General features: G+C 38.5%; 28 protein-coding genes and 1 riboswitch. Of the genes, 27 read left to right on the forward strand and 1 reads right to left on the reverse strand.

Annotated elements, in window-relative coordinates; all coding sequences use genetic code 11:
- Nucleotides 1–25 precede the first annotated feature (25 nt).
- The 20 genes from lnt (at nt 26) to nifS (ending at nt 17,807) form a co-directional block, all read left to right on the forward strand.
- On the forward strand, nt 26–1,342 hold the full coding sequence (lnt, locus tag KJ593_00715) for an apolipoprotein N-acyltransferase (GenBank protein MBU2540401.1): 1,317 nt from the start codon (nt 26–28) through the stop codon (nt 1,340–1,342).
- Nucleotides 1,339–2,880: a glycosyltransferase family 39 protein gene (locus KJ593_00720; GenBank protein MBU2540402.1), complete on the forward strand. Its 1,542-nt coding sequence runs from the start codon at nt 1,339–1,341 to the stop codon at nt 2,878–2,880. Before lnt ends, KJ593_00720 begins: the two co-directional genes overlap by 4 nt.
- A gap of 36 nt (nt 2,881–2,916) precedes the next feature.
- Nucleotides 2,917–3,846 carry a lysophospholipid acyltransferase family protein gene (locus KJ593_00725; protein ID MBU2540403.1) on the forward strand — a complete coding sequence of 310 codons (930 nt, stop codon included), beginning with the start codon at nt 2,917–2,919 and terminating at the stop codon, nt 3,844–3,846.
- Nucleotides 3,847–3,860: 14 nt separating this feature from the next.
- Entirely contained in the window at nt 3,861–4,049 is a 189-nt protein-coding gene (locus KJ593_00730; protein MBU2540404.1) for a hypothetical protein, read from the forward strand.
- 13 nt (nt 4,050–4,062) lie between these two features.
- Nucleotides 4,063–5,451, forward strand: coding sequence for a hypothetical protein (locus KJ593_00735; GenBank protein MBU2540405.1), 1,389 nt, complete (start codon nt 4,063–4,065; stop codon nt 5,449–5,451).
- A 22-nt stretch (nt 5,452–5,473) separates the two neighbouring features.
- A complete protein-coding gene (locus KJ593_00740) occupies nt 5,474–6,067 on the forward strand; it encodes a DUF502 domain-containing protein (GenBank protein ID MBU2540406.1) in 594 nt (197 codons plus the stop codon).
- A 45-nt stretch (nt 6,068–6,112) separates the two neighbouring features.
- The gene (locus tag KJ593_00745; GenBank protein ID MBU2540407.1) at nt 6,113–6,532 is read left to right on the forward strand and encodes a hypothetical protein; all 420 of its coding nucleotides are present in this window, start codon (nt 6,113–6,115) and stop codon (nt 6,530–6,532) included.
- 8 nt (nt 6,533–6,540) lie between these two features.
- Complete coding sequence (locus KJ593_00750; GenBank protein MBU2540408.1) at nt 6,541–7,059, forward strand: M23 family metallopeptidase; 519 nt, start codon at nt 6,541–6,543, stop codon at nt 7,057–7,059.
- 48 nt (nt 7,060–7,107) lie between these two features.
- Nucleotides 7,108–9,489, forward strand: a complete 2,382-nt coding sequence (locus tag KJ593_00755; protein MBU2540409.1) for a B12-binding domain-containing radical SAM protein — start codon at nt 7,108–7,110, stop codon at nt 9,487–9,489.
- 4 nt (nt 9,490–9,493) lie between these two features.
- Nucleotides 9,494–10,150, forward strand: a complete 657-nt coding sequence (locus KJ593_00760; GenBank protein MBU2540410.1) for an HAD family hydrolase — start codon at nt 9,494–9,496, stop codon at nt 10,148–10,150.
- A gap of 120 nt (nt 10,151–10,270) precedes the next feature.
- Nucleotides 10,271–11,068 carry an undecaprenyl-diphosphate phosphatase gene (locus KJ593_00765; protein MBU2540411.1) on the forward strand — a complete coding sequence of 266 codons (798 nt, stop codon included), beginning with the start codon at nt 10,271–10,273 and terminating at the stop codon, nt 11,066–11,068.
- 3 nt (nt 11,069–11,071) lie between these two features.
- Nucleotides 11,072–11,365: a nucleotide pyrophosphohydrolase gene (locus KJ593_00770; protein MBU2540412.1), complete on the forward strand. Its 294-nt coding sequence runs from the start codon at nt 11,072–11,074 to the stop codon at nt 11,363–11,365.
- A 14-nt stretch (nt 11,366–11,379) separates the two neighbouring features.
- Complete coding sequence (locus KJ593_00775; protein MBU2540413.1) at nt 11,380–11,844, forward strand: GatB/YqeY domain-containing protein; 465 nt, start codon at nt 11,380–11,382, stop codon at nt 11,842–11,844.
- A complete protein-coding gene (locus tag KJ593_00780) occupies nt 11,825–12,061 on the forward strand; it encodes a DUF167 domain-containing protein (GenBank protein ID MBU2540414.1) in 237 nt (78 codons plus the stop codon). Before KJ593_00775 ends, KJ593_00780 begins: the two co-directional genes overlap by 20 nt.
- Before the next feature lie 24 nt (nt 12,062–12,085).
- Nucleotides 12,086–14,065 carry a ferrous iron transport protein B gene (gene feoB / locus KJ593_00785; protein MBU2540415.1) on the forward strand — a complete coding sequence of 660 codons (1,980 nt, stop codon included), beginning with the start codon at nt 12,086–12,088 and terminating at the stop codon, nt 14,063–14,065.
- 7 nt (nt 14,066–14,072) lie between these two features.
- Nucleotides 14,073–14,723, forward strand: a complete 651-nt coding sequence (locus KJ593_00790) for a metal-dependent transcriptional regulator (GenBank protein MBU2540416.1) — start codon at nt 14,073–14,075, stop codon at nt 14,721–14,723.
- Nucleotides 14,704–15,747 carry a 7-cyano-7-deazaguanine synthase gene (locus KJ593_00795; protein MBU2540417.1) on the forward strand — a complete coding sequence of 348 codons (1,044 nt, stop codon included), beginning with the start codon at nt 14,704–14,706 and terminating at the stop codon, nt 15,745–15,747. The genes KJ593_00790 and KJ593_00795 overlap by 20 nt, the downstream gene beginning before the upstream one ends.
- A gap of 90 nt (nt 15,748–15,837) precedes the next feature.
- The gene (locus tag KJ593_00800; protein ID MBU2540418.1) at nt 15,838–16,290 is read left to right on the forward strand and encodes an Rrf2 family transcriptional regulator; all 453 of its coding nucleotides are present in this window, start codon (nt 15,838–15,840) and stop codon (nt 16,288–16,290) included.
- A 112-nt stretch (nt 16,291–16,402) separates the two neighbouring features.
- On the forward strand, nt 16,403–16,624 hold the full coding sequence (locus KJ593_00805; protein ID MBU2540419.1) for a NifU family protein: 222 nt from the start codon (nt 16,403–16,405) through the stop codon (nt 16,622–16,624).
- Between the two features lie 19 nt (nt 16,625–16,643).
- A complete protein-coding gene (gene nifS, locus KJ593_00810) occupies nt 16,644–17,807 on the forward strand; it encodes a cysteine desulfurase NifS (protein ID MBU2540420.1) in 1,164 nt (387 codons plus the stop codon).
- A gap of 9 nt (nt 17,808–17,816) precedes the next feature.
- Here the strand turns inward: nifS and KJ593_00815 are convergent, their stop codons facing one another.
- The gene (locus KJ593_00815) at nt 17,817–18,590 is read right to left on the reverse strand and encodes a sulfide-dependent adenosine diphosphate thiazole synthase (GenBank protein ID MBU2540421.1); all 774 of its coding nucleotides are present in this window, start codon (nt 18,588–18,590) and stop codon (nt 17,817–17,819) included.
- 69 nt (nt 18,591–18,659) lie between these two features.
- Nucleotides 18,660–18,773: riboswitch (TPP riboswitch) on the reverse strand.
- A 139-nt stretch (nt 18,774–18,912) separates the two neighbouring features.
- Here KJ593_00815 and KJ593_00820 point away from each other — a divergent pair.
- From KJ593_00820 to nadA, 7 genes are all read left to right on the forward strand, one after another.
- Nucleotides 18,913–19,875 carry a biotin--[acetyl-CoA-carboxylase] ligase gene (locus KJ593_00820; protein ID MBU2540422.1) on the forward strand — a complete coding sequence of 321 codons (963 nt, stop codon included), beginning with the start codon at nt 18,913–18,915 and terminating at the stop codon, nt 19,873–19,875.
- Between the two features lie 83 nt (nt 19,876–19,958).
- Nucleotides 19,959–20,933: a biotin synthase BioB gene (gene bioB, locus KJ593_00825; protein ID MBU2540423.1), complete on the forward strand. Its 975-nt coding sequence runs from the start codon at nt 19,959–19,961 to the stop codon at nt 20,931–20,933.
- A complete protein-coding gene (bioF, locus tag KJ593_00830) occupies nt 20,930–22,105 on the forward strand; it encodes an 8-amino-7-oxononanoate synthase (protein MBU2540424.1) in 1,176 nt (391 codons plus the stop codon). The genes bioB and bioF overlap by 4 nt, the downstream gene beginning before the upstream one ends.
- Complete coding sequence (locus tag KJ593_00835; GenBank protein ID MBU2540425.1) at nt 22,106–22,876, forward strand: methyltransferase domain-containing protein; 771 nt, start codon at nt 22,106–22,108, stop codon at nt 22,874–22,876.
- Entirely contained in the window at nt 22,873–24,897 is a 2,025-nt protein-coding gene (bioA, locus tag KJ593_00840; GenBank protein MBU2540426.1) for an adenosylmethionine--8-amino-7-oxononanoate transaminase, read from the forward strand. The genes KJ593_00835 and bioA overlap by 4 nt, the downstream gene beginning before the upstream one ends.
- Entirely contained in the window at nt 24,897–26,012 is a 1,116-nt protein-coding gene (gene mnmA / locus KJ593_00845) for a tRNA 2-thiouridine(34) synthase MnmA (GenBank protein ID MBU2540427.1), read from the forward strand. Before bioA ends, mnmA begins: the two co-directional genes overlap by 1 nt.
- Before the next feature lie 20 nt (nt 26,013–26,032).
- Nucleotides 26,033–26,938: a quinolinate synthase NadA gene (nadA, locus tag KJ593_00850; protein ID MBU2540428.1), complete on the forward strand. Its 906-nt coding sequence runs from the start codon at nt 26,033–26,035 to the stop codon at nt 26,936–26,938.
- Nucleotides 26,939–26,946: the final 8 nt, after the last annotated feature.

Raw genomic sequence — 26,946 nt, forward strand, 5'->3', positions numbered from 1 at the left:
ATTTTTTTATTTTAGCCTATTTTGGTTGACTAAAGTTACTATTGTAGGCTGGTTAGTCCTTGGTCTATACCTAAGTTTATATCCTGCCTTTTTTGGATTGTTAACCTCCTTTTGTTTAAAGTCGTTTATAAATGAAAATCGCAAGCTGTATTTATTGTTTATCTTACCTTGTATCTGGGTCGGGTTTGAATTCGTTCGCTCACATCTTTTAACTGGATTTGGATGGAACTCTCTGGGGTATTCTCAATTTAGAAATCTTGCCTTGATTCAGATAGCGGATTCTTCTGGTGTATATGGCGTATCCTTTGTAGTCATGTTCGCCAATTGTATTTTCTGGATGGTTACAGAGGAAGTTATAGCGCGCAAACAAGGTATTTACAAGAAGATCATAGGTTTATTACTCTCTCTTGCTTTTGTCTTGGTTAGTGTTTTAGGTTATGGTCTACTACGTTTGGCTGAGAATTTTAGTAAAAAACAAGATATCTTGCGCGTATCTATAGTCCAGCCTAACATATCTCAAAACCTAAAATGGAATCCATACGCAAAAGATTATATCTTAGAAGAGATCATTGACCTTAGTATAGAGGCAGCCAAAGATGCTCCAGATATGATTATATGGCCGGAAAGCGCTCTCCCTATATATTTCGAATTGGACTCAGGGATTTTTGATGTGGTATCTGGATTAGCCAAGGATTTAAATACACACCTGTTAACAGGGGCTGTAAGGGTTGAGCAAGATGAATTCTATAATAGTGCTATATTGATTTCACCGCAGGGAAGCTTATTGACTTTATATGATAAATTACATCTTGTCCCCTATGGTGAATTCATACCTTTTCGGAGATTAACTCCATTTTTGGCCTCAATAGTAGGGATTGGAGATTTTAGCTGGGGAAAATCCTACACTATATTTAATTTAAAAGATATAAGATTTGCTGTTCTCATATGTTTTGAAGATGCCTTTAGTAATTTATCTAGACAATTCTTAAAGGAGGGCGCATCTATCCTAGTGAATATCACAAATGATGCCTGGTTTGATAGACAGGCCGAACCCCAGCAGCATCTTTCACAAAGTGTATTTAGGGCTGTTGAAAATCGCGTAAGCATTGTGCGTTGCGCTAATACAGGTATATCAGGATTAATCAATGCTAAAGGCAAGATGGAAAAATTTGTTAGCGAAGAGACATTTGTTAGGGGCTTTAAGACATTTCCTGTGGCTGTCAAATTAGATTACCAGACATATTATAATCGCCATGGTGATTTATTCGTATTAATCTGTATTATTCTAGCCATGCTTGCAATTACAAAGAGCATCTATACGAAAATAAAGGCAAAGGCATGATTTCTAGACGAGATAGAAGCTTTGATGTTTATTCTTATTGCATAATTGCCTTATTTGTTATTATTCTTATCTTGCGTTGGAAATGGATGCCAACTTTTATAGATATATATTATCATCTTCTGACAGTGCTTAACTTTTACCGTTGCGGAGGAATACCTTCTATTTCTTTCTGGGAGTATGCACCTTACGGTAGACCGCATTTATATCCACCCCTTTTGCACATCCTGATGCTCATTGTGTTCAAACTGAATGGCAATATTCTAACTACAGCTCGAATATTTGAATTATTAATCTTTCCTTTCATGCTCTGCACTATTTTCCTAACCATAAAGACTGTTTTCGGCTGCCGTTTGGCGTTTTGGTCTGTTTTAATAGCATCTTCCATGTATTCGTTTTATCTCTCGAGTGTTGATTTTCTTCCTGCAAGTCTAGCCTTTTGTCTGGGATTGTTAGTTTTTTATAGTCTTGAGCGAAACAGGATTATTGCCGCAATTATTTTTATGGCGCTTGCCTTCTACAGCCATGTCAGCATTTCCTTCTTTTTCTTTTTAGCCTTGATTATCTATGGACTAACTTTTAGAGAACGATTGTTGAATATTGTAAAGATCACCTCGGCCTCGTTATTTTTATATCTGCCTTTATTAATCCATCAGCTGCGTTATCTTAGCTTTTTTGACCCGCACAAGACAAGAGAGAATTTTCCATTTGAACTGAATATCAGCGTATATCTTTTAGCCATTATCGGAATATTCTTAGCAATCAGGCAAAAGAAAAAGTTTCTTTTTTTCATTGCTCTTGTTTTTGCCGGAATAGTCTTTTTGCCTCTGCGCTATCGAATCTTTAGTGGCCAGGGAATGATAGGCATAATTTTACTTGCGGCATTAAGTTTAGAATTTTTCTACGATAAATTAATTAATAAATTCCCTAAATCCTCGCCTGTTTTTAGAAGTCTTGCCTATATATCTTTAGTTTTTTTTGCTATATTTTTAATTTCTCCTACAATTTCAATTCATGAATCAGACGTTAAATTCAATCTCATAGGTTCAACTTATATAAATATTATCCCTTCTCAAGAAGTCAGAGAGCGCACAAACGAGATATCCATATACCTGCCTAAAACCTTCTCTCCTGTTATTGATGTGGTCGAGGACCAGACAAATCAGGATGAATTAATTGCTTCAAATTTTGAGTATCTGGCAGGCTTTATTTCTGTTTTTAGCCAGAGAGCGACAACAAGTGCGATGTTGCCGGAGATAATGCCATTTAGGGATATCAATCCTTTTAAACATGCTAAATTGATAATTTGGCTTAAGGATCCAGACAGGCTAACCATAGAGCCTGAAAGGTTAATAGAAGGATTAGATCTGGTTAAAGTAGCCGAGACTGAAATTTTCTTTATATATAAGAATCCGCAGGCAAATTTTAAACAAAAGGATTCCCAGCGTAGCATTGCCTACGGCGTCTGCATTGTGCTTTTAATTGCCTCGTTGGCAATTGCTATATTTGATTTATGCCGCAGGACTGAACTTAAGGCTTGAAAATTACAATTTTACTATGTTATAATCGCAGATAACGTGGCTAAAAAAAGATTTAAGAGATTTTGGAGGCGCTTGGTAAGCATTTCAGCTTTGTATTTCTCTCTCTTCCTTGTTAAATTACTGCCTTTAGATTCTATCTATAGAATTTCTAAATTTTTGGCTAAGATTGTCTATCTGGTGGCAGGAAGGCATCGCTGCGTTGCAGAGGAAGGGCTTAAGATAGCTTTTGGCGATACGATTGGTTCAAAGCAGATAAAGACTATTATCTTGGGTTGTTTCGAGGAATCTATAAAAGGCGCACTGGAGACATTGGTTTGTTGTCAATGCCCAGCTAAGATAAAAGAACAAATCTCAATAAAAGGTAGCGAGTATTTAGAGCAGGCCTTAACGCGCGGTAAGGGCGCAATATGCGTCAGTGCTCATTTTGGGAATTTTCCTCTTCTAATGGTCCGTTTACAATTCGCTGGTTTTCCTTGCGCAATAATATTACGTCCCATGCGCGATGAGAATATCGATAGGTTCTTATTAAAGAAAATTAAATTCTTTGGCCTGGAGAGTATTTACACTAAACCCGCTAAGGCCTGTGTAGATAAAGCATTATCATTTTTGAAAAAGAATGGAATATTCTCTCTTCAACTTGACCAGAATTTTGGTTCAGGCAGAGGCGTGTTTGTGGATTTCTTTGGTAAACAGGCAGCTACGGCTACGGGGCCGGTGGTCATGGCCTTACGTTCAAAAGCGGCCATAATGCCAGTCTTTATTATTAGAAAAGAGGATAATACTCAGGAGATTATTATTGAACCAGAGTTTGTGATAGAGAAGAAAGAAAACTTCGATGAGACAGTAAAAGTAAATATTGCCAAACTTACTAAGATTATTGAAAATTATATTAGGAGATATCCTGCTCAATGGAGCTGGATTCATCGCCGCTGGAAGAGCAGGCCAGCAAGTGGAGAAGGGCATTAAATAGGAGGTTAGCCATGGCAGAAGATATCAACAGGAAGGGATTCAATACAGCATTAAAAGTTATTTTAGGTATGGCCCTGGTTATTATTGGCGTAATATCTATAGTAATCTTTTGGCCTAGTGTTGTTGAAATTATAAAGGCCTGTCTTGGATTTGTTCTCCTTTTAGCCGGTGCGATTATGCTAGCAATAGCCAAGGATTAATTAGCACTAAGTTATGAAAAAACGTTATAAATTTACAGCCTTAATATTTTTGAGTCTTTTAGTCTATATTGTTGCCGGAAGGTTAGGATTTAATTTCCAACAAGCACTCTCCTTAGCTGTCTTTTCCCTTTCAATATGTGGAACGCTCCTGTTTTGGCAATTCCGCTTGAGTTTCTCATTTTTAGGCGTCTCACTTCTACTTTTGACCAATACTATTAATCTTGAGAATTTGATACGCTTTGCCTCTTTAGAGATTATTCTCTTTTTAGTGGGGATGATGATTATAGTCGGCATGCTTAAGGATAGTGGTTTCTTTTCCTGGATAGTGCAGCTCATATTACGCATACCAAATTTAACTGCTAAGAAATTTTTAATTGTTACGGCTCTTATTTCGGCCGCACTTACAATGATGATTGACGAGGTCTCGGCGATTATTTTTGTGGTTGCTGCAATATTAGAGATCTGCGATTATTTTGAGGTAAAACCACTTCCATTTATTATTATTGCAGTAATTAGTGCGAATGTTGGCAGCGCCGGCACTGTTTTGGGTAATCCGATAGGAATCATCATTGCTTCGAAAAGTGGGCTTACATTTGAAGATTTTATGATTAAGGCCTTTCCGTTAATGCTAATAGCTTTATTCTTTACCATTTTGCTTTTAATGTTTTGGTACAGAAAGGCATTGGATCAGTTTAACAAAAATATAAAAATTTTCGGAAAAAATGAGATGCTCCTACATCTTATTTCTGTACCGCCGGACAGGCAGTTAAAGATTGGACTATTTACCTTTGGGATGACGATTCTCTTTATTGCCTTGCATCATCGTTTGGAGGTATTCTTTAATTTAGAAGCTAATACCATGCTTTTAATTATGCCATTGATTTTTGCTGCTATTGTTATGATTTGGAAGTCATCTAAGGCGCGTGAATATGTTGAAAAAGATGTGGAGTGGTGGACGTTACTTTTCTTTATGTTGCTTTTTGCTCAGGCAGGGACATTAAAATATACTGGAGCAACGAATGTAATAGCAAATAGCTTAGCACATATTGTAGGGCATAATCCGCGCCAGCTTATCAGTGTTGTTCTCTGGAGTAGCGCAATAGGCTCAAGCATCCTTGATAATGTGGTGTTTGTTGCAGCCTTTATTCCGATTATCCATAGCTTCGAAGAGATAGGATTCAATATAACATCCCTCTGGTGGGCCTTACTTTTTGGCGGATGCTTTGGCGGTAATATTACCATGATTGGCTCTACAGCAAATATTGTTGCCCTGGGTATTTTAGAAAAAGAACGTAATATCAAAATAGTATTTTTTGAATGGTTCTGGATAGGAGCGACTGTTGGTGTTTTTACCACTTGTATTGTTTGGTTGGGATTGTTATTCTTGCCTTTCTATCGATGATTAAATTTACGAGGTGGTCTTTATGATGATAAGATTCAGGCGTTATTTTTTTACAGGGCTTGCTGTATTGCTTCCGATTGTTCTTACAGGCTACATTATTTTTGCTTTTTTCAATTTCGCTGAAAATTTGGTAGGTAAACACATTAACAATTATCTATCAAGCAATTTTGGTTTTGATATCCCCGGTTTGGGATTGCTATTGGCTGCATTAATTATAATCATTGCAGGGTTCCTAAGTACTCATTTTTTCACAAGAAAAATTTTGCCTATTTTTGAAGGGATATTTTTACGCCTGCCTTTAATCCGTCAGATTTATCCCGCAGTTAAGAAAATAGTTCAGTTTTTATTTTCTGAAAAGAGGCAGCTGTTCAAGAAGGTTGTTCTTATCCAATATCCGCGCAAGGGTATATGGTCACTGGCCTTTGTTACCAATGAAGGCATACCTCAGGCAAGCAAGAAAATTGGCAAGGAAATGCTTAATGTGTTTGTTCCAGGCACTCCGGGTCCTTTAACAGGTTTTTTTATTTTAGTGCCAAAAGAGGATGTGATTTCCTTGGATATATCTGCAGAGGAGGCCTTGAAACTTTTTGTTTCCGGAGGCGTGCTGAACCCTTAAAAACATAAATGAGCATTGATCTATACGACATGGGAGGTGGGCTGTATGTCAAGAGCGCATGTTTTAAAAAGTGCAATACTTTTATTATCTATATTATTTTTTATTTCTAACTTTACATGTGCACAAGAGTCAAACCAGGATCTTGAAATAGATATCAGCTCTGAAGAATCACCCGATGTTGTATTAGAGGAAGAAGCATCTTCCCTAAAGGAGATCAAATGGGTATGGGGTGAGGTGATTGGAGTTGATAGTCTCAAGGAAGAGCTCTCCATAAGATACCTTGATTACGATTCAGATGCAGAGAAGGATAGAGTTTTTATTTTTGATAAAGATAGCAAATTTGAAAATATTACTTCGCTTGAAAACATTGAGGCTGGCGATAGCGCCGGGATTGATTATTATATTGATGAAACCGGTAAAAATATAATAAAGTCAATAAGCATTGAGAAGTTGAATATTCCTTAAGGGTTATCATGATTAAGTTCTTTAATTTTCTAAAGAATATCTTATTTGGTATTTGTGTTTTATTAGCTTTATTTTTTGCCTTCAATGAGCTGTACTTCCTAGATAGAGTCGCTTTTGTTTCACCACTGGCTAAAGATATAGAGCTGGTTATAAGAGATGATTCTTATGGCAATGGCCACTTTGGAGCACGTCGTAAGGGTGGGCTGAAGCATAGAGGTATTGATTTTAGCGCTTCTGTCGGTACCCCAGTCTGCGCTGCAAGGAGCGGATGGGTTATTGGAGCGAGGACATCCCGCAGTCTGGGTAAATATGTTGAGATTTACCATAAAGGCGGTTTTATTAGCCTTTACGGACATCTTGATAGTATCGAGGTAAACATGTTAGAGCGCGTTAGGCAGGGCGAGGTTATCGGTAGTGTAGGCAAAACCGGAAATGCAAATTACAAAGGAATGAAGGCGCATCTACACTTTTCGCTTATGAAGGATAACAAGTTTCAGGACCCCGTCCAATTTTTGCCAAGTTTTTAACTAAGCCCAAGCTAGGCCCTTACAACCACTTCTTAAATGTCAGTTAACATGCGCGAAAAAGAAAAAAAGACCAATCCAGAGATATTGTTTATATTCCCAGGATTCCAGGATAACGCTCTATTATCTTTTACCCTTGATTATAATTTAGGCAGCGGCTATATATTAGCCTATCTAAAAAAGAAAGGCATTAGGGCCAAGCAGTTTATCCACAGAGATCCCATTACTTTAAATGAGTTGGCTGATAAGATATTGGACCAGGCTGGGCAAATAGTCGGCTTCACTTGTCTTGATATAAATTATTATTTTGTTAAACTTATTTCACAGCTATTAAAAAAAAGAAATCCCAAATTAACTATTATAGCTGGCGGACCAACAGCTACTTTTTCTGATAAATTAATCATGCAGGATAATTCAGCTATAGACATATGCGTGCGGGCCGAAGCAGAGCAGAGTGCATATGAACTGGTTAAGCGTCTAAGAACGAGTCAGGATATATCTGATATCCAGGGAATAACCTATCGTATAAAATCTAAACTCATGCGTAGCCCAGATAGACCTCCAATAAGAGGCGATAATAAAGATGCAGGGCTAGATATCTTTCCCTCGCCTTATTTGGAGAATATCTTGGTCCCTGATGGTTGTATTGGAGTCTTGAGTTCTCGGGGATGTGTATTTAAATGTGTATACTGTAATTTCTCTGCAATGTCTGGATGGAGAATCAGTTATCACTCCGTAGATAGAGTAGTTTCTGAATTAAAGATGATAAGTAACTGGCTTGAAAATAAAGACATACAGGCAAGGGCAAGAACAATAAGGATTATGGATGATGCATTTTCTCTAGATGTCGGGAGGGCGAAGCAGGTTTGTCGCAGGATTATTGAGGAAAAAATCCATCTGCCATTGGGGACTATGACGCGAGCAGATAGAGTGGATAAAGAACTACTTCACCTTATGTATAGGGCAGGATTTAAGGATATAGGTTTTGGATTAGAAAGTACTTCGCCCAGAGTATTACGTATCATAAAAAAGGTGAGGACAAACTTAAATAATGAGGATAACTTTCTTCCAGAAAAAAGATTCGTATCAAAACTTAAAGAAAATGTGAAAATAGCGAAAGAAATTGGATTAACGCCAAAAGTCAATATAATAATGGGCTTACCAGGCTCAAGCATTAAAGATGACAGAGAAACAGTGAGATTTGTTAGGCAGTTAGAACTCCCAGATTGTAGTTATAACTATTTGAGAATTTTTCAGGGAACAGAATTATCTAAGACATATAAAGATCATGGCTTAGAAATAATACGACCTTTAACGCGCCTTCCACTTCAGACCCAATATACATATGATGAGCGCAAGATGCCACACATTAAGAATCACGACCAGTCTATAATTGAGATTAACACAGGGGAAGAGCTGAGCAGATTGTTGACTGGTACATATAGCAACACTTGCAAAGGGGCTTATCCTGACCTCCTGATGAGAGAAAATTATCTAGATTCAAAGACTCTGCACTGGTTAAGAAATTATGCAGAGATTGCTCCAGCTATAGGTTTCCTGACCAGCTATGCTGAAGATAAAGTTTTTTATCGACTTATGAAAAAAATTATTTCTGCAGGTTTGCCTATCTCAAATATTTATTTATTCTCTTTGCTTAATAATGATGGCATAAATCCAGCTGATTTAAATCCTATATCCGGAAGATATAAAGTAACCTTTGCAAGTGAGATACTATCTAATAAAACTAAGCGGTTCCTAAATTTAGGCCTATTTAAATTTATCCCTTTTGGGAGCTATCGCAATAATCATTCAGCTTCCAAAGGCAGTAATGTTACTGATAAGTTGATTTTTAACCTATCTACTCCTAAGGATATAGAGAGTCTTATAGATTTAGCTTCCTTTTCTGATAATCTAATTTTAAAAGGTGACATGGCCAAATCTGATTGCTATTTTCTGGATGAATGTAGATTCTCTGACGAAGAGTGTCCTGCTTTAAGTTTTCGACGGGCCATAATAAATAGGGACAATTCGATTATTCCTTGTTTTAATGCTAAGCCGATAGCAAAGGTTGGTCAGGAACCAAAGACCATAGCCAGGAACATGAACATGCTATCGTCTAACTTGAAGAATAAGAGAGGTTGCAATAGTTGTCTAGCGAAAGATTCATGTCCCAAATGTCTCTTTCCTTATCCTTTGAGTGATAGAGAGTATTGTCGCTTAATACGCAATAGCCATTCAAAGATAAATATGATGTTTAAATTCTTTAGTGCTTTAAGGCGGCTGAGATTTGATTACAATGAGATAGAACCAAGATCAAATTTTAATAGGATGAAGGTTCAAATTGATAATGAACTGCTGATTACTATAGGCAGGAGAAAATACCTATATAATAGCCATGTTGATAAGTTACATCGGCTAGAGAGAAGAGCCTAAAAAGGTGATAACTACTTCGTTTAACAATATTAAATTAGTCATCTTTGATCTCGATGGCACATTGATAGATGCTTATGAGGCGATCGAGTCCAGTTTTAATTTTACTATGAAAAAATTAGGACTACCCACAAAAAGTAAGTCAGTAATCAAAAGGGCTGTTGGCTGGGGAGATAAAAAGTTATTATCGCCTTTTGTGCCAAAAAAGGCATTGAATTCTGCCTTAAGGATTTACCGGGCACATCATAGGGAGTCACTGCCGAAGAAATCGAGATTATTTTCAGGAGTCAGGAAGTTGCTTGGGAGATTATCTTCGAGGTATCATCTAGCTGTTGCAAGCAACAGACCGACAAGATTTTCCAAAATCATATTGAAGGCGCTTAATATAAATAAGTACTTTTCTTTTTTGCTCTGCGGGGATAGACTAAAGAGAGGCAAACCGCACCCAGAGATTCTTCGTAAGATTTTAAGGTATTTTCGTATGCAGCACGATGAAGCAATTTATGTCGGAGATATGGCCATTGATGTCCAGACTGCCAATAGTGCAAAAATAAAATCAATTATTGTTACGACTGGTTCAAGCAGTTTGTACGAAATCAAGAGAGAAGCTCCATATCAAATAATATCAAATATAAAACAACTAGAGAAATTATTGATAACCTAGATTAAATTGTTCACTCACTAAAAGGAGGCCTAATATGGGTACAGGCAGACGTAAACGTAGGGGCAAGCTTTCCTGGCGTTCAAAAAGAGCCAACAAAGGCAGGAAACCTTGTCGGGGATAATGGTTTTTCGTTATGTGCTTTTAGGGGTAATTCAGGGCCTAACTGAATTTTTGCCTATTAGTAGCTCCGGGCACTTAGTTATATTACACAGATTACTAGACACGGCAGAAGGCGATATTGTCTTTTATATCATAGTACATCTTGGTAGCCTTTGCGCCATAGTGCTTTTCTGTTGGCCGGAATTAAAGAATATTCTTAGCGCCATACTGAGGCGTACTTATGTTAAGCCAGGGCCCTATCTAAAGGTAGCTAAATTCTTAATTATTGCCAGTATCTTTACAGCAGTAATTGCCATTAGTTTCGATAATTTTATTGAACGCATGTTTTCTTCGCTTTGGGTAGTCGGAGTGTCTTTAGTAATTACTGGAGGGGTACTTTTTTTAACAAAGTTTAAGCAGGCTAGCTGTATGCGCCAAAGAGAAGATTTAAAGCTTACTGATGGGGCCTTTATCGGTCTTGCCCAAGGCCTATCGCTTGTTCCGGGTCTTTCCCGCAGCGCTATGACGATTAGCTTTTGCATATTTAGAGGTATAGAACCTGTATTGGCAGTGCGTCTTTCTTTTTTGTTGGCGATTCCGGCAATAATCGGGGCTGGGCTCTATAAGATAAAAGAAATCACCTCTGTCAGTATTGACTTCGGATATTTGTTAATAGCCTTTATTAGTGCATTTGTTTTTTCTCTTTTGGCTTTAAGAATTTTGCTAGTTTTAGTTTCGAGATTTAAATTTTATCACTTTGCTTATTACTGCTGGGGGTTATCTGTTTTAATTTTCTTCTTTCTAATAAGGGGAGCTTAACTTATGAGTGATATAAAATCATTGACTCAACTTTGCAATAGAATCGCCAGAGAGAAAGGTTTCTGGGATGAGAAACGCAATGTGGGAGAGATGTTGATGCTTATTGTTACAGAGCTTGCCGAGGCCATGGAATCTTATCGTTTAAATGATAAGGAGAATTTTAAGGAAGAAATCGCTGATACATTTATTAGGCTTTTTGATTTAAGCGGCGGGTTGAACATCGATGTAGAAAAAGAGATTATGAAAAAAATGAAAAAAAACAAAAAACGGCCATATAAACATGGCAAGAGATGTTAAACAAGGAGTAGATTATGCTGGAAGAAAAAATCTTAGAGGATTTTAAACAGGCCATGAAGGAAAAGGATAAGGTGCGTTCTTCAATTTTGAGTTTCCTGCGTGCACAATTTAAAAATGCAGCCATTGCAGAGAAAAAAGATAAGCTTGATGATGCTGAGGTTGCATCTGTTCTCAGAAAGGAAGCTAAACGGCATGAGGATTCTATAGAGCAATTCAAGAAAGGCAACCGTCAGGATCTGGTTGAGAAAGAGACAAAGGAATTAGAGATTATCAAGACTTACCTGCCCAAATCCTTAGAGGATGCCCAGATAAAAGAGATAATCTCTCAGGTATTAAAGGAATTTCCTGATGCAACTATAAAGGATATGGGCAAAGTCATGAAACAGGTTATGGAAAAGGCATCTGGAAAGGCTCAAGGAGGACGCGTCAGCGCATTGGTTAAGCAGGCATTGACTAAAAGTGAATCGCCTCAAGAATAGATTTATAAAAGTAAAGGTCATAACAGGAGCATGCGAAAACAGGATTAAGCATGAAGGGGACAAGTTCAGGGTTTATACTACTGCCTCTCCTGAAAAGAATAGGGCGAATAAGTCTGTTATCGCTATCCTTGCCAAATTTTTTAATAAACGGCCACGAGATTTCCTGATAACTTGCGGGAAACATTCTAGAGAGAAGACCTTCCAGATTATCTCTTAATTTAATAGGTTCTTGAACTAAAACATGATACATAGTAAGGATGAGTCCCTAATCGATTTAAGCAAGAGAAGGCGCGTGCTTCTAGTCGGCAATCCTAACGTTGGAAAGTCCGTAATCTTCAATCTGCTTACTGGTCAGTATGTCACTGTCTCCAATTATCCTGGTACAACTGTTGAGATAGCAGAAGGTATTGCTAATTTCAACCCCAAATATACACTGATAATAGATACACCGGGGATAAATAATCTCTCTGTCTCCTCGGAAGACGAACGTGTTACCAGGGATTTAATATTCAACGAGAATGTCTCTGCAATTGTTCAGATTGCAGATGCCAAAAATTTAAAGCGCTCTTTGGTTTTAACCTTTCAGTTGATTGAGATAGGGAAGCCTTTAATATTAGTTTTGAATATTTATGATGAGGCTAAACAAAGAGGCATTAAGATTGATGTAGATAAGCTATCTAAGATTCTAGGCATAGATTGTCTGCTTTCTGTGGCCACAGAGAAAATTGGCATAGAGGCCTTGCCTCAGCTCATATCCAAGGCAAAAATTTCTAATTTCAAAGTTGATTATGGTAGCGAGATTTCAAAATCATTAGATGAGCTTGCCTTTTTACCTTTAAACCGCTCCCCCGCTGTATTAGCCCAAAAAATTTATAGCTTGACAGATGAAGTTTACGTTTCGGATTATTTGGCTTATTCTAATCTATCTGGAGGTTTGAAAGTAAGGCTCGATGATGTCAGGGCTAAGTTACAGTCAAAATTATCAAAACCCATTTCTTTTATTGTAAACAACAGAAGAGCCATGGCCGCAGAGGAAATTATAAAACGGGTCTGTCGCCTTAGCGTTGACAGCTCAAAGGTGTTCTTGGAGAGCATCGGGAATATAATGCTTACTCCTCTAGGTGGCATAACCTTTGCTATTTTTATTCTATTTGTAATTTACAAATTTGTAGGAGGATTTGGCGCGGGAATAATGGTTGATTTTTTCGAGGCGGTTTTGTTTCAGGAGTTTATTAATCCCAAAATAATTTATGTCGTAAATCGCTTGATTGGCTCTGCATTTTTGCGAGATTTTCTCATAGGAGATTATGGTTTGTTTACCATGGCTTTAACCTATGCCTTTGCAATAATCCTTCCTGTAGTGACTACTTTTTTTATTGCCTTTGGTATTTTAGAGGATTCTGGATATTTACCTCGTCTTTCGGCATTAGCGGATAGATTGTTCAGAAAGATTGGTCTACATGGTAAGGCGGTTCTACCGTTAGTATTGGGTCTAGGTTGCGATGCTATGGCTACTTTGACCACAAGAATATTGGATACACCCAAAGAGCGATTTATCGCCACCTTTCTTCTTTCTTTGGCAATTCCTTGTTCTGCCCAGTTAGGAGTTATTTTAGCGATGCTGAGCAGTATTTCAGTTAAGGCTACATTTATCTGGATCACCGTTATAGTTTCCACAATGTTTCTGGCAGGGTTTGCCCTAGACAGTATGATTAAAGGAAGGCGTTCGGATTTTATTTTAGAAATCCCTCCTTTACGCCTGCCGCATGTAAATAATGTTTTGACAAAATTATTCGCAAGGTTAAAATGGTACCTTAAGGAAGCAGTCCCAATTTTCCTTTTGGGTACGATTTTTCTGTTTATTCTAGATAGATTAAGCCTGCTTACAAAAATAAAAGAATTTTTCTCACCTGTAGTTATAGGCTTTTTGGGTCTGCCGCAAGAGGCGACAGAGGTATTTATACTTGGTTTCTTAAGGCGAGATTATGGGGTTGCTGGTTTGTATGTCTTAGCTCGAGAAGGGGCCTTGAGCAATCTACAAATCCTGGTAAGTATAATCGTAATTACACTCTTTGTTCCTTGTATCGCTCAATTTTTTGTGACTATGAGAGAAAGAGGCCTAAAGGTTTCTTTGTTGATATTCTTTTCAGTAATGACGATTGCGGTTTTGATAGGCGGTGCAGTTAATTTTATTATACAGTTTTTAAATATAGGGTTATAACATGAGTATGGATAAAAGAAATATTGAAGAACTACTTGAATTTTTCTGGATGCAACGCGAAGATGGAAAGACTCAACTGGATAAAATCCTAGATTCCAAAGGCGAGAAAGTCAAAACAAGCGAAATTGATTATCTAGTTAAGGCAGGTTTTCTTAAGATAGAAGAGTCCTGCATTTATTTTCTTACTAAAGGTGAGACTATTGCCCGCAGGATAATTCGCGGTCATCGTCTCGCAGAAAGACTTTTTACTGATGTTTTGGGATTGGATATCAGAACAATTGAAAGTAATGCCTGTAAATTTGAACATATTGTTCATGATGAAGTTGCTGAAGCAATCTGTACATTGTTAGGACATCCCAAGGAGTGTCCTCATGGCAGGCCCATACCCCAAGGTGAATGTTGTCTAAAGACAACGAAAGAAATCGCCAGAATCATCCTACCGCTTTCAGAGATGCCATTTGGCCAAAGGTGTAAGGTGGTCTATATTACCACCGGGCATTTGCACAGATTAAATAGATTATCTTCGCTGGGTGTCATGCCAGGAGTTGTGGTATCTCTGCGTCAGAGATTCCCCACCCCAATATTAGATGTAGAACATACTCAAATTGCCATCGAAGAGGAAATTTTAAAAGACATATATGTGCGCAGAATTAACTAAATCTAACCCTGCCAAATCAATCAAGGCAATTATTCTTTTCTCAGGAGGGCTTGATAGCACCTTGGCTGCTCATCTTGCCAAGCAACAGGGACTAAAACTAGAGGCATTAAAATTTGTCAGTCCATTTTGCATGTGCAATAAAAAAGGTGGCTGTAGTAATCATGACTCGCCGAGTACCCTTAAGAGTTTGGGCATAGAATTAAAAACCATAGACAATACGAACGAGATGTTAGAATGCGTCAGGAAACCTAAACATGGCTATGGTTCAGGATTAAATCCCTGTATTGATTGCCGCATTCTTATGTTAAAGAAAACTAAAGAATATATGCTAAAGATAGAGGCATCTTTTGTAATTACAGGTGAGGTCTTAGGACAAAGGCCAATGTCTCAGAGGCGACATATCTTGCAATTAGTCGAAAAAGAATCAGGATTAGACGGTTTAATCGTAAGACCGCTTTGCGCACAATCACTGGAAGAAACTATTCCAGAGAAAAAAAATTGGATAGATAGAGGAAGGCTTCTCAACATTGTTGGCAGAGGTAGAAAAGAACAAATCGCAATTGCTAAGAAATTAGGTATCAATGATTATCCTTGTCCTGCTGGTGGATGTTTACTTACTGATCCTAATTTCTGCAGAAGGCTTAAAGATTTGATGAATTATAAGCCTGATTTTAGTTTAAATGATATATTACTGCTTAAGCTGGGTAGACATTTTAGATTAAATCAGGACTCTAGGCTGATTGTAGGCAGGAATGAAAAGGAAAATAATGCGCTTCTCAAACTGGTCAAGGATGATGATTTGATGATTACACCTGAAGAAACAATAGCCGGTCCAACAGCCTTAGGCATAGGCAGATTTAACACTCAACAGAGGCAATTAGCATGTTCCATAGTAAGTCGCTATTGCGATAAAGGAGTGGCTTCTAGGGTGAGAATAGACATAGAAGATAGAAGGACTCGAAAGAAAGAGTACTTTGATAGCCCGCCTATATCTAGCGAGAGCTTATCCAGTTTAATAATATAAATTCTTTCTGGAAATGATTTAACTTGACAGCTTTTTTATTTTCATATATACTCTACTTAGTTGATAGGGATTATAGAAAAGGAGATACTCATGCATATTAGTTATAAAGGTGATTATGCTTTAAAGTCAATGCTGGAGTTGGCCATACGTTTTCCTGACACAACAACAACCATTACAGAGTTAGCCAAAGGGGCGGATATTCCTTTTAAGTTTTTAGAACAAGTCCTCTTAGATTTGAAACGTGCAGGGTTCTTAGAGAGTAGGCGCGGTACGCATGGAGGATATCGCCTTGCAAAACATCCGGCAAAGATTACTTTAGGTGAAGTTGTGAGGTTTATCGAAGGCCCTATTGAACCTATTGCCTGCGCTGACAAAAAATCTTTATATAAAGGTTGTAAGGATGTATATAATTGCGTATTTAGAGATATCTGGACTCGTGTAGCCGAAGCTACAGCAGAGATTATAGATACGGTTACATTTGAAGATTTGGCTAATAGGTTTTTTGCGCGTGCAACAGCTAGTTCACTTGATTATTGTATATAGGCTTGACAATTAACTCAAGCCGTGTTGTAATTGTTTGATTGAGAGAGGCTTTTTTCGGTTGTTTCTCTTTATTGTCATATTAATATTCTAATTTGTATAGCGGAGGTTTATAATGCGCGAGAAAGTAGAGAAGGCACTCGAAAAGATTCGTGTTATGTTAGCCAGCGATGGCGGAAATGTAGAATTAGTTGATATTAGTGATGATGCAGTTGTAAAGGTACGTCTTAAGGGCGCTTGTTCAGGATGTCCCATGTCTAGCATGACATTGAAAAATGGTATAGAACGCATGCTAAAGCAGGAAGTTCCTGAGGTTAAGAGCGTAGAGGCTGTATAAAAGATTTAGTGTGAACGATATGAAAAGAATATATCTTGATTACGCGGCAACAACGCCTACTGACCCGAAGGTAGTCGAAGCGATGAAGCCATTTTTCTCTGAGCGCTTTGGCAATCCTTCGAGTTTGCATTCTTTTGGCCAGGAGGCAAAACAGGCGATTGAAGAGGCAAGGAGCACTTTAGCGCAATCTCTAGGCGCAAAGCCAGAGGAGATTATCTTTACTTCTGGCGGCACTGAATCAGATAATATGGCGCTCTTTGGAGTGGTTGAGGCCAAAAAAGACAAAGGTAATCACATTATAGTCTCAGCTATAGAACATCATGCTGTGCATGAGCCGGCAAAGCTTCTGGAAAAACGCGACACCAATGTAACTTATATCCCTGTAGATAAAGGAGGCCTGGTTAATCCGGAGGATGTTAAGAAGGCAATTAGACCTGAGACTATTTTGATTTCCATAATGCATGCGAATAACGAGATCGGCACTGTCCAACCGATATCGGAGATTGGCTCTATTGCTAAGGCCAAAGGCATAACCTTTCATTCAGATGCAGTCCAGACAGTCGGACATATCCCTATTAACGTTGATGAGCTGAATGTTGATTTGCTTTCACTTTCTGCGCACAAATTCTATGGGCCTAAAGGCGTGGGAGCCTTATATGTTAGGAAAGGCACGCGCATAGGGCGTTTTTTACATGGGGGCGATCAGGAAAAAGGCAAGCGGTCATCAACTCATAATACTACGGGGATTGTTGGTCTGGGAGCGGCTGTAAGGCTTTGCCAACAGAATTTGGCCAGGGAAGAAAAAGAACAAATTGCATTAAGAGATAAATTAATTAAAGGCATACAGGATAAAATACCTGATTGTCTATTGAATGGTCATGTTACTAAACGGCTGCCTAATAATGTAAATTTTTCCTTTAAATATGTTGAAGGCGAATCTATTATCTTGAATCTGGATATGTTAGGTATTGCAGTCTCAACTGGATCTGCCTGTACATCTTCAAATCTTGAGGCCTCTCATGTATTGCTTGCCATTGGCCTGTCCCATGAATTAGCGCATGGCTCTTTGAGATTTACACTCGGACGCTGGACTAAAGAAGAAGAGATAGACTATTGCCTGGAACAATTATCGCCAGTCATTGAAAAGTTGCGTCAGATGTCACCTCTTTATCCGGGAAAATAAAGATTGGTTTTAGAGGCGCTTTATTAAATCTTGAGCTATTTTCTTGCCGGATAATAACATCCCGCCGAATACTGGTCCCATTCTTGGGCCGCCAAATACTGCATTAGCAGCCATACCGCTTACATATAGACCAGGACATACCTCTTTAGAATTCTCTACTGTCATATCTTCAGCTACCTCTGCCCACATCGAACCTTCACCCACGATTTTGCCTGTTTTTGTATTTAAGCGTATGCCGGATTTTCTCTCGACAATATGCACGACCTCTGATGCATGGCCTGTAGCATCAACTACATATCTTGCTCGCATGGTAATTGGGTCTACATGCAGATTAGCCATTTCTACTGAAGTCCAATTTAATACCAGCCCGCAAATGCTATTTTTCCTTATCATTACATCCTCAACGCTCATGAGGTTAAATATTTTAGCGCCCGCCTTGACTGTTTTTGAGCAAAAGGTTGAGACCGCCTCGATAGAATCTGCCGTGTAATATCCTTTTTGATAAACCCTAGTCTTAATCCCAAATTCATCAAGGATTTTCTTTGCCTCATTCTGAATTACTATTTCGTTAAACATTATTCCGCCGCCCCACATGCCGCCGCCAACGGATAATTTCCTTTCAAAGATAACCACCTTTTTATTTGCCTTGGCTAAATAATAGGCACAGCACATGCCAGCTGGGCCTGCTCCGGCAATAGCCACGTCTACATCAAGTGCGGCAATAAGTTTTTTATTATAGGTTTCTATTATTGCCTTGGAAATCGTTATTTCATCCAGTTTCATCTTACCCCCGTTTTTAAAATCATTTTTTCAATTTATTTATATCAATAAAAAACCCTTATGCCGAGCATAAGGGTAATTGCAGAATCTTTCCTCCGCTGGCATTATCCAGATCAGGTTCTTCGGGTAATCTGCTAACGTAAGCAGAACTCTCAGATCGCTTCACGACCTCCCCATATTTAATTGCAATCTTAGTAAAACATATCAGAGGCTCTTTGTCAAGAATTTTAGAACCGGAAAGCTTTTATCTTGCTTTGTTAGGAGTTTAGTCTTAAAATACTTCTGTATCTTTGCTATATATACCTTGCTACCTCTGTTAAAAACCATGAACGAGAAGATTCTAGAACACTTACGTAAATCCGATTCTTATATTTCTGGCGAAGAACTAAGCCATAAATTAAAGATTAGCCGTGCCGCAGTTTGGAAAAATATCCATACACTTATTGACGAAGGCTATGAGATTGTTGCAGTGCCTCACCTTGGTTACAGGCTGGAAAAGCTCACTCCCAAACTTCTTCCCAGGGAGATTAAGTATAATCTTAATACTCAATTTATAGGGAAAAATATTTTTTATTTTGATTCACTTTCTTCCACTATGGATAAAGCAATGCAGCTTACTTTGGATGCTGCGCAAAATGGCACTGTTGTCATTGCCGAGTCTCAATCTAAAGGAAGAGGCAGACTCGGAAGGTCTTGGATATCTCCCAAGCACAAAGGCATATATTTTTCATTGATTTTAATGCCCAAGATAATTCCCCAACAGGCATCAATCCTAACTATTGTAATTGCTGTTTCTGTTGCTGAAGCGATAAAGCAGACCTGTGGATTGGATCCTACAATAAAATGGCCAAATGACATTTTACTTGGTGATAGGAAATTAGGCGGTATATTGGTAGAGATGAACGCGGAGATGGACATCATTAAATTTGTGATAGTAGGCGTAGGTCTAAACGTCAGTCAGTCCAAGACACAGCTTCCTACGGGGGCAACATCTTTAAAAGTAGAAGGCGCTAAGGAAGTAGAAAGGGTCGTGATTTTACAAACGATCCTAAAAAGAATTGAGCAAAATTATTTAAAATTTACTAAGGAAGGCTCAAGTTTCATTATCCAGAAGTGGAGAGATTTTACTTCAACGCTACATTCGCGAATTAAGGTAATTTGCCAGAAAGAGCATATCGAAGGAGAGGCAGTAGATATCGATTTAGACGGCGGGCTATTAATCAGGAAGGATTCCGGCTTTGTCGAAAAGGTTATGGCGGGAGATGTTGTTAGATTGAAGAGATTGTAAACCTCAAATTAATATTTAGTTGACAGTTGTTTTGACCCTACTATAATTGTAGTAGGGTTTTTTGTTAGGCAAAAGAGGTCATTATGCGCAAATTCATAAAGGTCCTGGCAGAGGAGATTATTGGCGGAAAAGACTTAAGTCTTAAAGAAGCCGAAGACTTAATCTCTCTTAAAGGGTGCGACCTGCCTCTATTATTAGAGGCAGCAGCTAGAGTTTGCCAGCATTTTCGCGCTAATAAAGTAAATTTATGCTCTATTACCAATGCCAAAAGCGGCGCCTGTAGCCAAGACTGCAAGTTTTGCGCACAATCTGCCGCTTATAAGACAGACGTGCCTGTTTATCCTCTAATAGAGCCGCAAGAGATGTTGCGCAGAGCAGGCCTTGCGCATGAGTCTTTTTCTAAGAGATTTTGTTTTGTTACTAGCGGAGAGAGTCTGGGAGAGGATGAATTTGATAAAATTTGTGAGGGACTTCACTTAATCAAATCTAGATTTTCCGATTTAAAACTTGATGCCTCTTTAGGATTTTTAACTCAAGGTAGGGCCAAGAGGTTAAAGCAAACAGGCCTATCCCGCTATAATCACAATCTAGAAACGTCCTCTGATTATTTTCCTAAAATTTGTAGTACGCATACATACCTCAAGCGAGTTGAGACTGTTCAAGCGGTGAAAGAAGCAGGTCTTGAGGTCTGTTGCGGCGGTATTTTTGGGTTAGGAGAATCTCAACAAGACAGGCTAAAACTCAGCCTTGCCTTAAGAGACTTAGAGGTTGATTGTATCCCTTTGAATTTCCTCAATCCCATATCTGCTACACCTCTTGGACATCAGAAAAAGCTAACCTACAAAGAATGTTTAAAGATTATATCTATTTTTCGTCTCGTCCATCCTAGAAGAGAAATAAAGGTCTGCGGCGGAAGAGAGTCTGTTTTAGGTAACAAACAATCATTAATATTTAAGGCTGGCGCTGATAGTATTATCTTCGGTGATTATTTGACTACTAAAGGAAATTCCCCCAATCAAGATTTAGAAATGATCAAGGCTGCGGGGCTATCAATATGAGTATTGACAGTTTTGTTTCTAGTGTATTAGAGGAAAGAAAGGATCAGGGACTTTTTAGGACCCTAAAGACATTAGAGGGCGCTCAGGATAGGATCGTCTCTTTTAATGGCAAGAAGTTAATTAATTTTTGCTCTAATAATTATCTAGGCCTGGCAAATGATCCACGCCTAAAGCAGGCTGCGATTAAGGCAGTAGAGGCCTTTGGTACAAGCTCTGCTGCTTCAAGGTTGACTTGTGGCAGTTTCCGGTTGCATAAGGAACTTGAGGAAAAAATCGCTAAATTCAAGCATAGCCTTAGCGCCTTGGTTTTTAACAGTGGTTATGTTGCAAACCTAGGTCTAATCTCAAGCCTTATACAAAAGCACGGGGTAATTTTTTCTGATAGGTTAAATCATGCCTCTATTGTAGATGCGATTATATTAAGCCGGGCCCATATAGTTCGTTATAATCACAATGACATGAGTCAGCTGCAGGATCTCCTAGAAAAACACAAAGATGCAAAACAGAAATTAATTGTTACTGATACGGTATTTAGTATGGATGGTGATTTGGCTGATTTACACAGAATTGTAAATCTAGCAGAAAAATACCATGCCTCTGTCATGGTAGATGAGGCTCATGCTACTGGCGTTTTAGGCCCTAATGGTGGAGGTCTGGTGGAAGAGTTAGGCCTCTCGGATAAAATAGATATTCAGATGGGGACATTAAGTAAGGCCTTGGGGAGTTTTGGCGCCTTTGTTTGTGCTGATGAAAATCTAGTCCAATATTTAATAAATGCAAGTCGACCTTTTATTTATACGACAAGTTTGCCAGCAGCAGTTTTAGCTGCAAGTATTAAGGCAATAGAGATTATCCAAAAAGAGCCGCAGCAACGCCAAAGACTTTGGGGCAATATAAGGTTTATAAAACAAGGCTTAGCCGATATGGGCTTAGGACCCTTGAATAGCTCATCAGCAATTATTCCCATATTAACCAAAGAAAATGAACTTACTATGGAATTTAGTCAAAGGTTATTTGATAGAGGTATATTTATTCAGGGTATTAGACCACCCACTGTTCCTAAGGATCAGGCACGATTAAGGCTAACTGTTATTGCCAGTCATACTAGGGAAGATTTAGAGCGCGCCTTAGCGGCGATTAAGAAGACGGCAAAAGAACTTAGGCTGATTTAGATGCATATGTTGGATGTAAATAGAATTAGACAGTCATTTACTAGGGCCTCTGGGTCTTATGAAGAAAACGCCCATTTGCAGAAGAGAATCGGATTTAGGCTCTTTGAGAATGTTAAGAATAAAAATGTAAAGGCCTACAGGATTCTAGATATTGGTCTGGGTACAGGCTGGATGGGAATTGATCTGGCCAAGTTTTATCAGGCAGAGGTGCTTGGAGTTGATAGCGCTTTTGGCATGGTCTATGTTTCTAGAAAAAGAGGAATAAAAACAGTTCAGGCAGAGGCCTGTAATCTCCCTTTTAAAAATAAGGCCTTTGATCTGGCTGTTTCCAATCTTACTTATCAATGGGTTCCTGATTTATCTGGAGCATTTTCTGAAGGTTATCGGGTATTAAAATTCGGCTCAAGTTTTCATTTTAACTGTTTTGCAAAAGACACATTGAAGGAATTGAAATTAGCTTTTAACGCAACAGGCGGCCGAGATTTTTTTAACGGCAGTGAGTTACCGAATATAGAAAAGATTCGCCTCGCGCTTCAAAAAAGTGGATTTAGGAAAATCTCTCTGAATAATGAGAAATATTGTGAATATTTTGATGATTTGTTTTCGCTGTTAAGATGGCTGAAGGCAATCGGTGCAAATTGCCTAAAGAAACCCAAGTTTATAAAGCGAGATTTATTTCATAAAGCAGATGATTTTTATCAAGCCAACTTTAGGGAAAACGGAAAGGTCTTGGCTACTTTTGATGTGATTGAGGCTTGTGCAGAAAAATGAGAAAAGCAATTTTCCTAACAGGAACAGATACTGAAGTAGGAAAAACCCTAGCCACCTTTACCTTGGCTACTCTATTAAAAGCCAAAGGTATAGATGTGGGCATAATGAAGCCTATCCAGTGTGGTGGGAATGATGCCTCTTTTTTAAAGAAAAAGCTCAACCTGAAAGACCCCCAAGATCTCATTAATCCTTTTTATCTAAAGAATCCAGTTGTTCCTTCTTTAGCATTTTCTTTGGAAGCAAGGAAGTTTGATAAGGATAAGATTTCTGATGCATTTAGTCAGTTAGAGAAAAGGCACGAATTTATTATCGTCGAAGGTGCGGGCGGATTATTTGTGCCTATAGCTAGAGATTATTATATGGTGGATCTTATTTATGATATGAATCTGCCTTTAATAATTGTAAGCAGGCTTGGATTGGGAACGATAAACCATACTCTATTGACTTTAAGCCAAGCCAGGAAATCAGCAATAGATGTTTTGGGTGTAATCTTAAATAGAAATTCAAAATCAAGGATTGGCTTAGCTGAGCGCACAAATCCAAAAGTAGTTAAAGATCTTATTGATGTTCCGCTTTTGGGTGTTTTGCCGTATTTTTCTAAGATTGATAAAAAGAATATACTTAAGATAAAAGATGAGATAAACATCAGGGATATATTAAAAGATAAAAAACTATCGAGAGCTTCCTATCTTCAGATTGATAAGAAATACCTATGGCATCCGTTTACTCAGATGGAGGATTGGCAAAAACAAGAACAGCTTATAATAGAAGAGGCTAAGGGTTGTTACTTGAAGGCAACTGATGGAAAGTGGTATCTAGATGGTGTATCGAGCCTATGGGTAAATATACATGGCCACAGGAAGAAAGAGATTGATGAGGCTATTCAAGGCCAGCTTGAAAGAGTAGCGCATTCTACACTTCTTGGTCTTGGTAATATCCCTTCAATAGAGCTTGCACAAAGGTTGGTAAAAATTACTCCCAGAGGTTTAGAAAAGGTATTTTATTCAGACAATGGTTCAACAGCAGTAGAGATTGCGTTAAAGATTGCATATCAATACTGGCATAATAAAGGTAGGCTCAAGAGAAATACATTTATACATTTACGCAACTCTTATCACGGCGATACGATTGGCTCAGTAAGCGTGGGAGGTATAGATCTATTTCACAAAACATACAAACCACTTTTATTCAACGCCATAAGAATCGAATCTCCTTACTGTTATCGCTGCAGGTTTAAATTAAATTATCCCGAGTGCAATTTAGCCTGCTTAGAAAAATTAGAGGATATATTAAAGAAAAGAGGAGATTCCATAGCAGGTTTAATCACAGAACCAATTGTACAGGCTGCAGCTGGTATAATTGTTTGGCCGGCGGGTATCCTGAGACATATTAGAAAACTTTGCGATAAATATAACGTGTTATTGATTGTTGATGAAGTGGCAACTGGTTTTGGCAGGACAGGACAGATGTTTGCCTCTAGACATGAAAAAGTGAATCCTGATATTATGTGTTTGGCAAAGAGTATAACTGCAGGTTATTTGCCCATTGCCGCCACACTCACAACTGGAGAAGTTTATAATGCTTTTTTAGGCGACTCTGCTGCAGGAAAGACATTTTTCCACGGCCATACCTATACAGGAAACCCATTGGCAGCTGCAGCAGCAATTGCCAATTTAGATATCTTTCTAAAGGAGAGGACGCTTAAGAAGCTTAAGCCAAAGATTGCCCTACTAAGGCAAGGATTAAGGGCATTTTCTAGCTTAAAACATGTAGGCGATATCCGTCAGAAGGGATTTATGGTCGGAATCGAGTTGGTTAAAAACAAGAAGAGAAAAACACCCTATGCATGGGAAGAGAGGATTGGCGTAAAGGTTTGTCAACGAGTCAGAAAGCAAGGCATTATTTTGCGGCCATTAGGCAATGTTATCGTGTTAATGCCGCCTCTGGTTATAACTGCCAAGCAGCTAAAGTATCTTCTGGAAGTCACTTTTAAAGCAATTGAGGAAGTAACAGGAGTCTAATGAAAAATAAACGCGTTGTCGTAGCTATGAGCGGAGGAGTAGATTCTTCAGTCAGCGCCGCACTTCTTAAGGAGGCTGGCTATGAGGTTATTGGCATTACTATGTGTTTTGGAAAGGCAGTTGGAGAATCAGGTAAAAGACCCCTCTGTTGTGGCTCGGAAGCGATTGAAGATGCTCGAAAAGTTGCCAATGTACTAAAAATCAAACACTACACTTTAAATTTCTCCAAAGAGCTGGAAAGGTATGTTATCAGAGATTTCTTAGGAGAATATCTAGCAGGCAGAACTCCAAACCCTTGTGTTCGCTGCAATAGATTTATAAAATTTGATGCCTTGTTAAACAAGGCACGTGCCTTAGATGCAGAGTTTTTAGCTACAGGTCATTATGCGCGGTTAGAATGGATGCGAAAAACCAAATGTTATTTATTAAAGAAAGGCAAGGATAGAAATAAGGACCAGTCTTATTTTCTTTATTCAATAGAGAGAAAAAATTTACCTTTTATTTTGTTTCCGCTCGGCAAATTAGAAAAGAATCAGGTTAGAGGCTTGGCTAAGAGATTTAAGTTGCCTGTGCATGAGAAGCCGGCAAGTCAGGAGATCTGTTTTGTTCCCAACGCAGATTACCGTGGATTTTTGAAAACCAGATTATCTCAGATGAAGAGGAAAATAAAACCAGGACCTATTCTGGATCTAGGAGGCAATCTCTTGGGTCAGCACCAAGGCATTGCATTCTATACCATTGGTCAGCGGCAAGGTTTGGGAATAAGTTTCAGAGAGCCTTTGTATATTGTTGATATAAATGCTGCCTCTAACTCTATAACTTTAGGCAGAGATAAAGATACCTATGCCAAAGGCCTGATTGCCCAAAATCTGAATTTCTTATATCCTGTGAATAAACCAAGGCTTGATTTAAAGGTAAAGATTCGCTATAATCAGCCAGATGTAAGGGCAAAGGTGAGTCTGTCTGACTTGCCAAATCAAAGAAACACCAGCAATATAACTGCAGAGGTCAAATTCTCCAGGCCGCTTAGGTCTGTTGCAGCGGGTCAGGCAGTAGTATTTTACAAACGTAACTCAGTAATCGGTGGCGGTGTAATCACAGAGAAGATAAGTTAGCGTAAGGCTCAAATTAAAAAATGCCGGAGATAACAGAAAAAATCCAAAGATTAAAAAAAGAACACAAGGCAGTAATTCTGGCCCATAATTATCAGCTTCCGGAAACTCAGGATATTGCTGATTATCGTGGTGATTCCTTAGAGTTAAGTCGTATTGCCTCCCAAACTGATGCCAATATAGTTGTTTTTTGTGGAGTACATTTTATGGCTGAGACTGCCTCTATACTATGTCCTGACAAAAAAATCATTATGCCTGAGATTAACGCTGGCTGTCCTATGGCGAATATGATTACTGCAGAGGATTTACGAGAACTTAAAGGAAGGCATCCAAAGGCAATAGTTGTTGGCTATGTAAATACTTCAGCAGAAGTTAAGGCTGAGCTAGATTTTTGCTGTACCTCAACTAATGCTGTCCAGATCATAAATCATCTAAGAGATCGTGAGGAGATTATATTTGTTCCGGATAAATATCTGGCAGATTTTGTTTCAAAAAGCACAGGTAAGGTATTAATCGCCTGGGATGGTTATTGTCCTACGCACGTAAAGATTATGCCCGAGGATATAATCCATAGCATACGCCTATATCCTGAAGCTAAGGTTATTGTTCATCCTGAGTGTCGTCCTGAGGTTATTGCCCTAGCTGATGCAGCAGTCTCAACCGGTAAGATGTGTAAGTATGTTAAGGATGTAGATGCAAAGGAATTTATCATAGGAACAGAAACAGGAATGCTTCATCGTCTAAGTAGCGATAACCCTCAAAAGCGATTTTTCCCTGCCTCAGAACATGCAACTTGTCCTAATATGAAACGCACTACTTTGGAAAAGGTGCTTTGGTCTTTAGAAGAGTTAAAAGAAGAGGTAAAGGTACCAGAGGAGATTCGCAAGAAGGCAAAAAAGGCGATTGATAAGATGCTTGCTATAACTTAATATAAGAC

Source organism: Candidatus Omnitrophota bacterium, from assembly GCA_018830005.1.
In the GTDB taxonomy this organism is placed as follows: Bacteria; Omnitrophota; Gorgyraeia; order JAHJTE01; family JAHJTE01; genus JAHJTE01.

Bases quoted from the DNA above. Each gene is read 5' to 3' on its own strand.
- KJ593_00755 (MBU2540409.1), top strand. From the start codon at position 7,108: ATGCGCGAAAAAGAAAAAAAGACCAATCCAGAGATATTGTTTATATTC.
- KJ593_00735 (MBU2540405.1), top strand. From the start codon at position 4,063: ATGAAAAAACGTTATAAATTTACAGCCTTAATATTTTTGAGTCTTTTA.
- KJ593_00820 (MBU2540422.1), top strand. From the start codon at position 18,913: ATGAACGAGAAGATTCTAGAACACTTACGTAAATCCGATTCTTATATT.
- KJ593_00750 (MBU2540408.1), top strand. From the start codon at position 6,541: ATGATTAAGTTCTTTAATTTTCTAAAGAATATCTTATTTGGTATTTGT.
- KJ593_00800 (MBU2540418.1), top strand. From the start codon at position 15,838: ATGCATATTAGTTATAAAGGTGATTATGCTTTAAAGTCAATGCTGGAG.
- KJ593_00770 (MBU2540412.1), top strand. From the start codon at position 11,072: ATGAGTGATATAAAATCATTGACTCAACTTTGCAATAGAATCGCCAGA.
- KJ593_00740 (MBU2540406.1), top strand. From the start codon at position 5,474: ATGATGATAAGATTCAGGCGTTATTTTTTTACAGGGCTTGCTGTATTG.
- feoB (MBU2540415.1), top strand. From the start codon at position 12,086: ATGATACATAGTAAGGATGAGTCCCTAATCGATTTAAGCAAGAGAAGG.
- KJ593_00775 (MBU2540413.1), top strand. From the start codon at position 11,380: ATGCTGGAAGAAAAAATCTTAGAGGATTTTAAACAGGCCATGAAGGAA.
- KJ593_00730 (MBU2540404.1), top strand. From the start codon at position 3,861: ATGGCAGAAGATATCAACAGGAAGGGATTCAATACAGCATTAAAAGTT.
- nadA (MBU2540428.1), top strand. From the start codon at position 26,033: ATGCCGGAGATAACAGAAAAAATCCAAAGATTAAAAAAAGAACACAAG.
- mnmA (MBU2540427.1), top strand. From the start codon at position 24,897: ATGAAAAATAAACGCGTTGTCGTAGCTATGAGCGGAGGAGTAGATTCT.
- bioB (MBU2540423.1), top strand. From the start codon at position 19,959: ATGCGCAAATTCATAAAGGTCCTGGCAGAGGAGATTATTGGCGGAAAA.
- bioF (MBU2540424.1), top strand. From the start codon at position 20,930: ATGAGTATTGACAGTTTTGTTTCTAGTGTATTAGAGGAAAGAAAGGAT.
- KJ593_00795 (MBU2540417.1), top strand. From the start codon at position 14,704: ATGTGCGCAGAATTAACTAAATCTAACCCTGCCAAATCAATCAAGGCA.
- KJ593_00790 (MBU2540416.1), top strand. From the start codon at position 14,073: ATGGATAAAAGAAATATTGAAGAACTACTTGAATTTTTCTGGATGCAA.
- KJ593_00720 (MBU2540402.1), top strand. From the start codon at position 1,339: ATGATTTCTAGACGAGATAGAAGCTTTGATGTTTATTCTTATTGCATA.
- KJ593_00805 (MBU2540419.1), top strand. From the start codon at position 16,403: ATGCGCGAGAAAGTAGAGAAGGCACTCGAAAAGATTCGTGTTATGTTA.
- KJ593_00815 (MBU2540421.1), bottom strand. From the start codon at position 18,590: ATGAAACTGGATGAAATAACGATTTCCAAGGCAATAATAGAAACCTAT.
- bioA (MBU2540426.1), top strand. From the start codon at position 22,873: ATGAGAAAAGCAATTTTCCTAACAGGAACAGATACTGAAGTAGGAAAA.
- nifS (MBU2540420.1), top strand. From the start codon at position 16,644: ATGAAAAGAATATATCTTGATTACGCGGCAACAACGCCTACTGACCCG.
- KJ593_00765 (MBU2540411.1), top strand. From the start codon at position 10,271: ATGGTTTTTCGTTATGTGCTTTTAGGGGTAATTCAGGGCCTAACTGAA.
- KJ593_00745 (MBU2540407.1), top strand. From the start codon at position 6,113: ATGTCAAGAGCGCATGTTTTAAAAAGTGCAATACTTTTATTATCTATA.
- KJ593_00835 (MBU2540425.1), top strand. From the start codon at position 22,106: ATGCATATGTTGGATGTAAATAGAATTAGACAGTCATTTACTAGGGCC.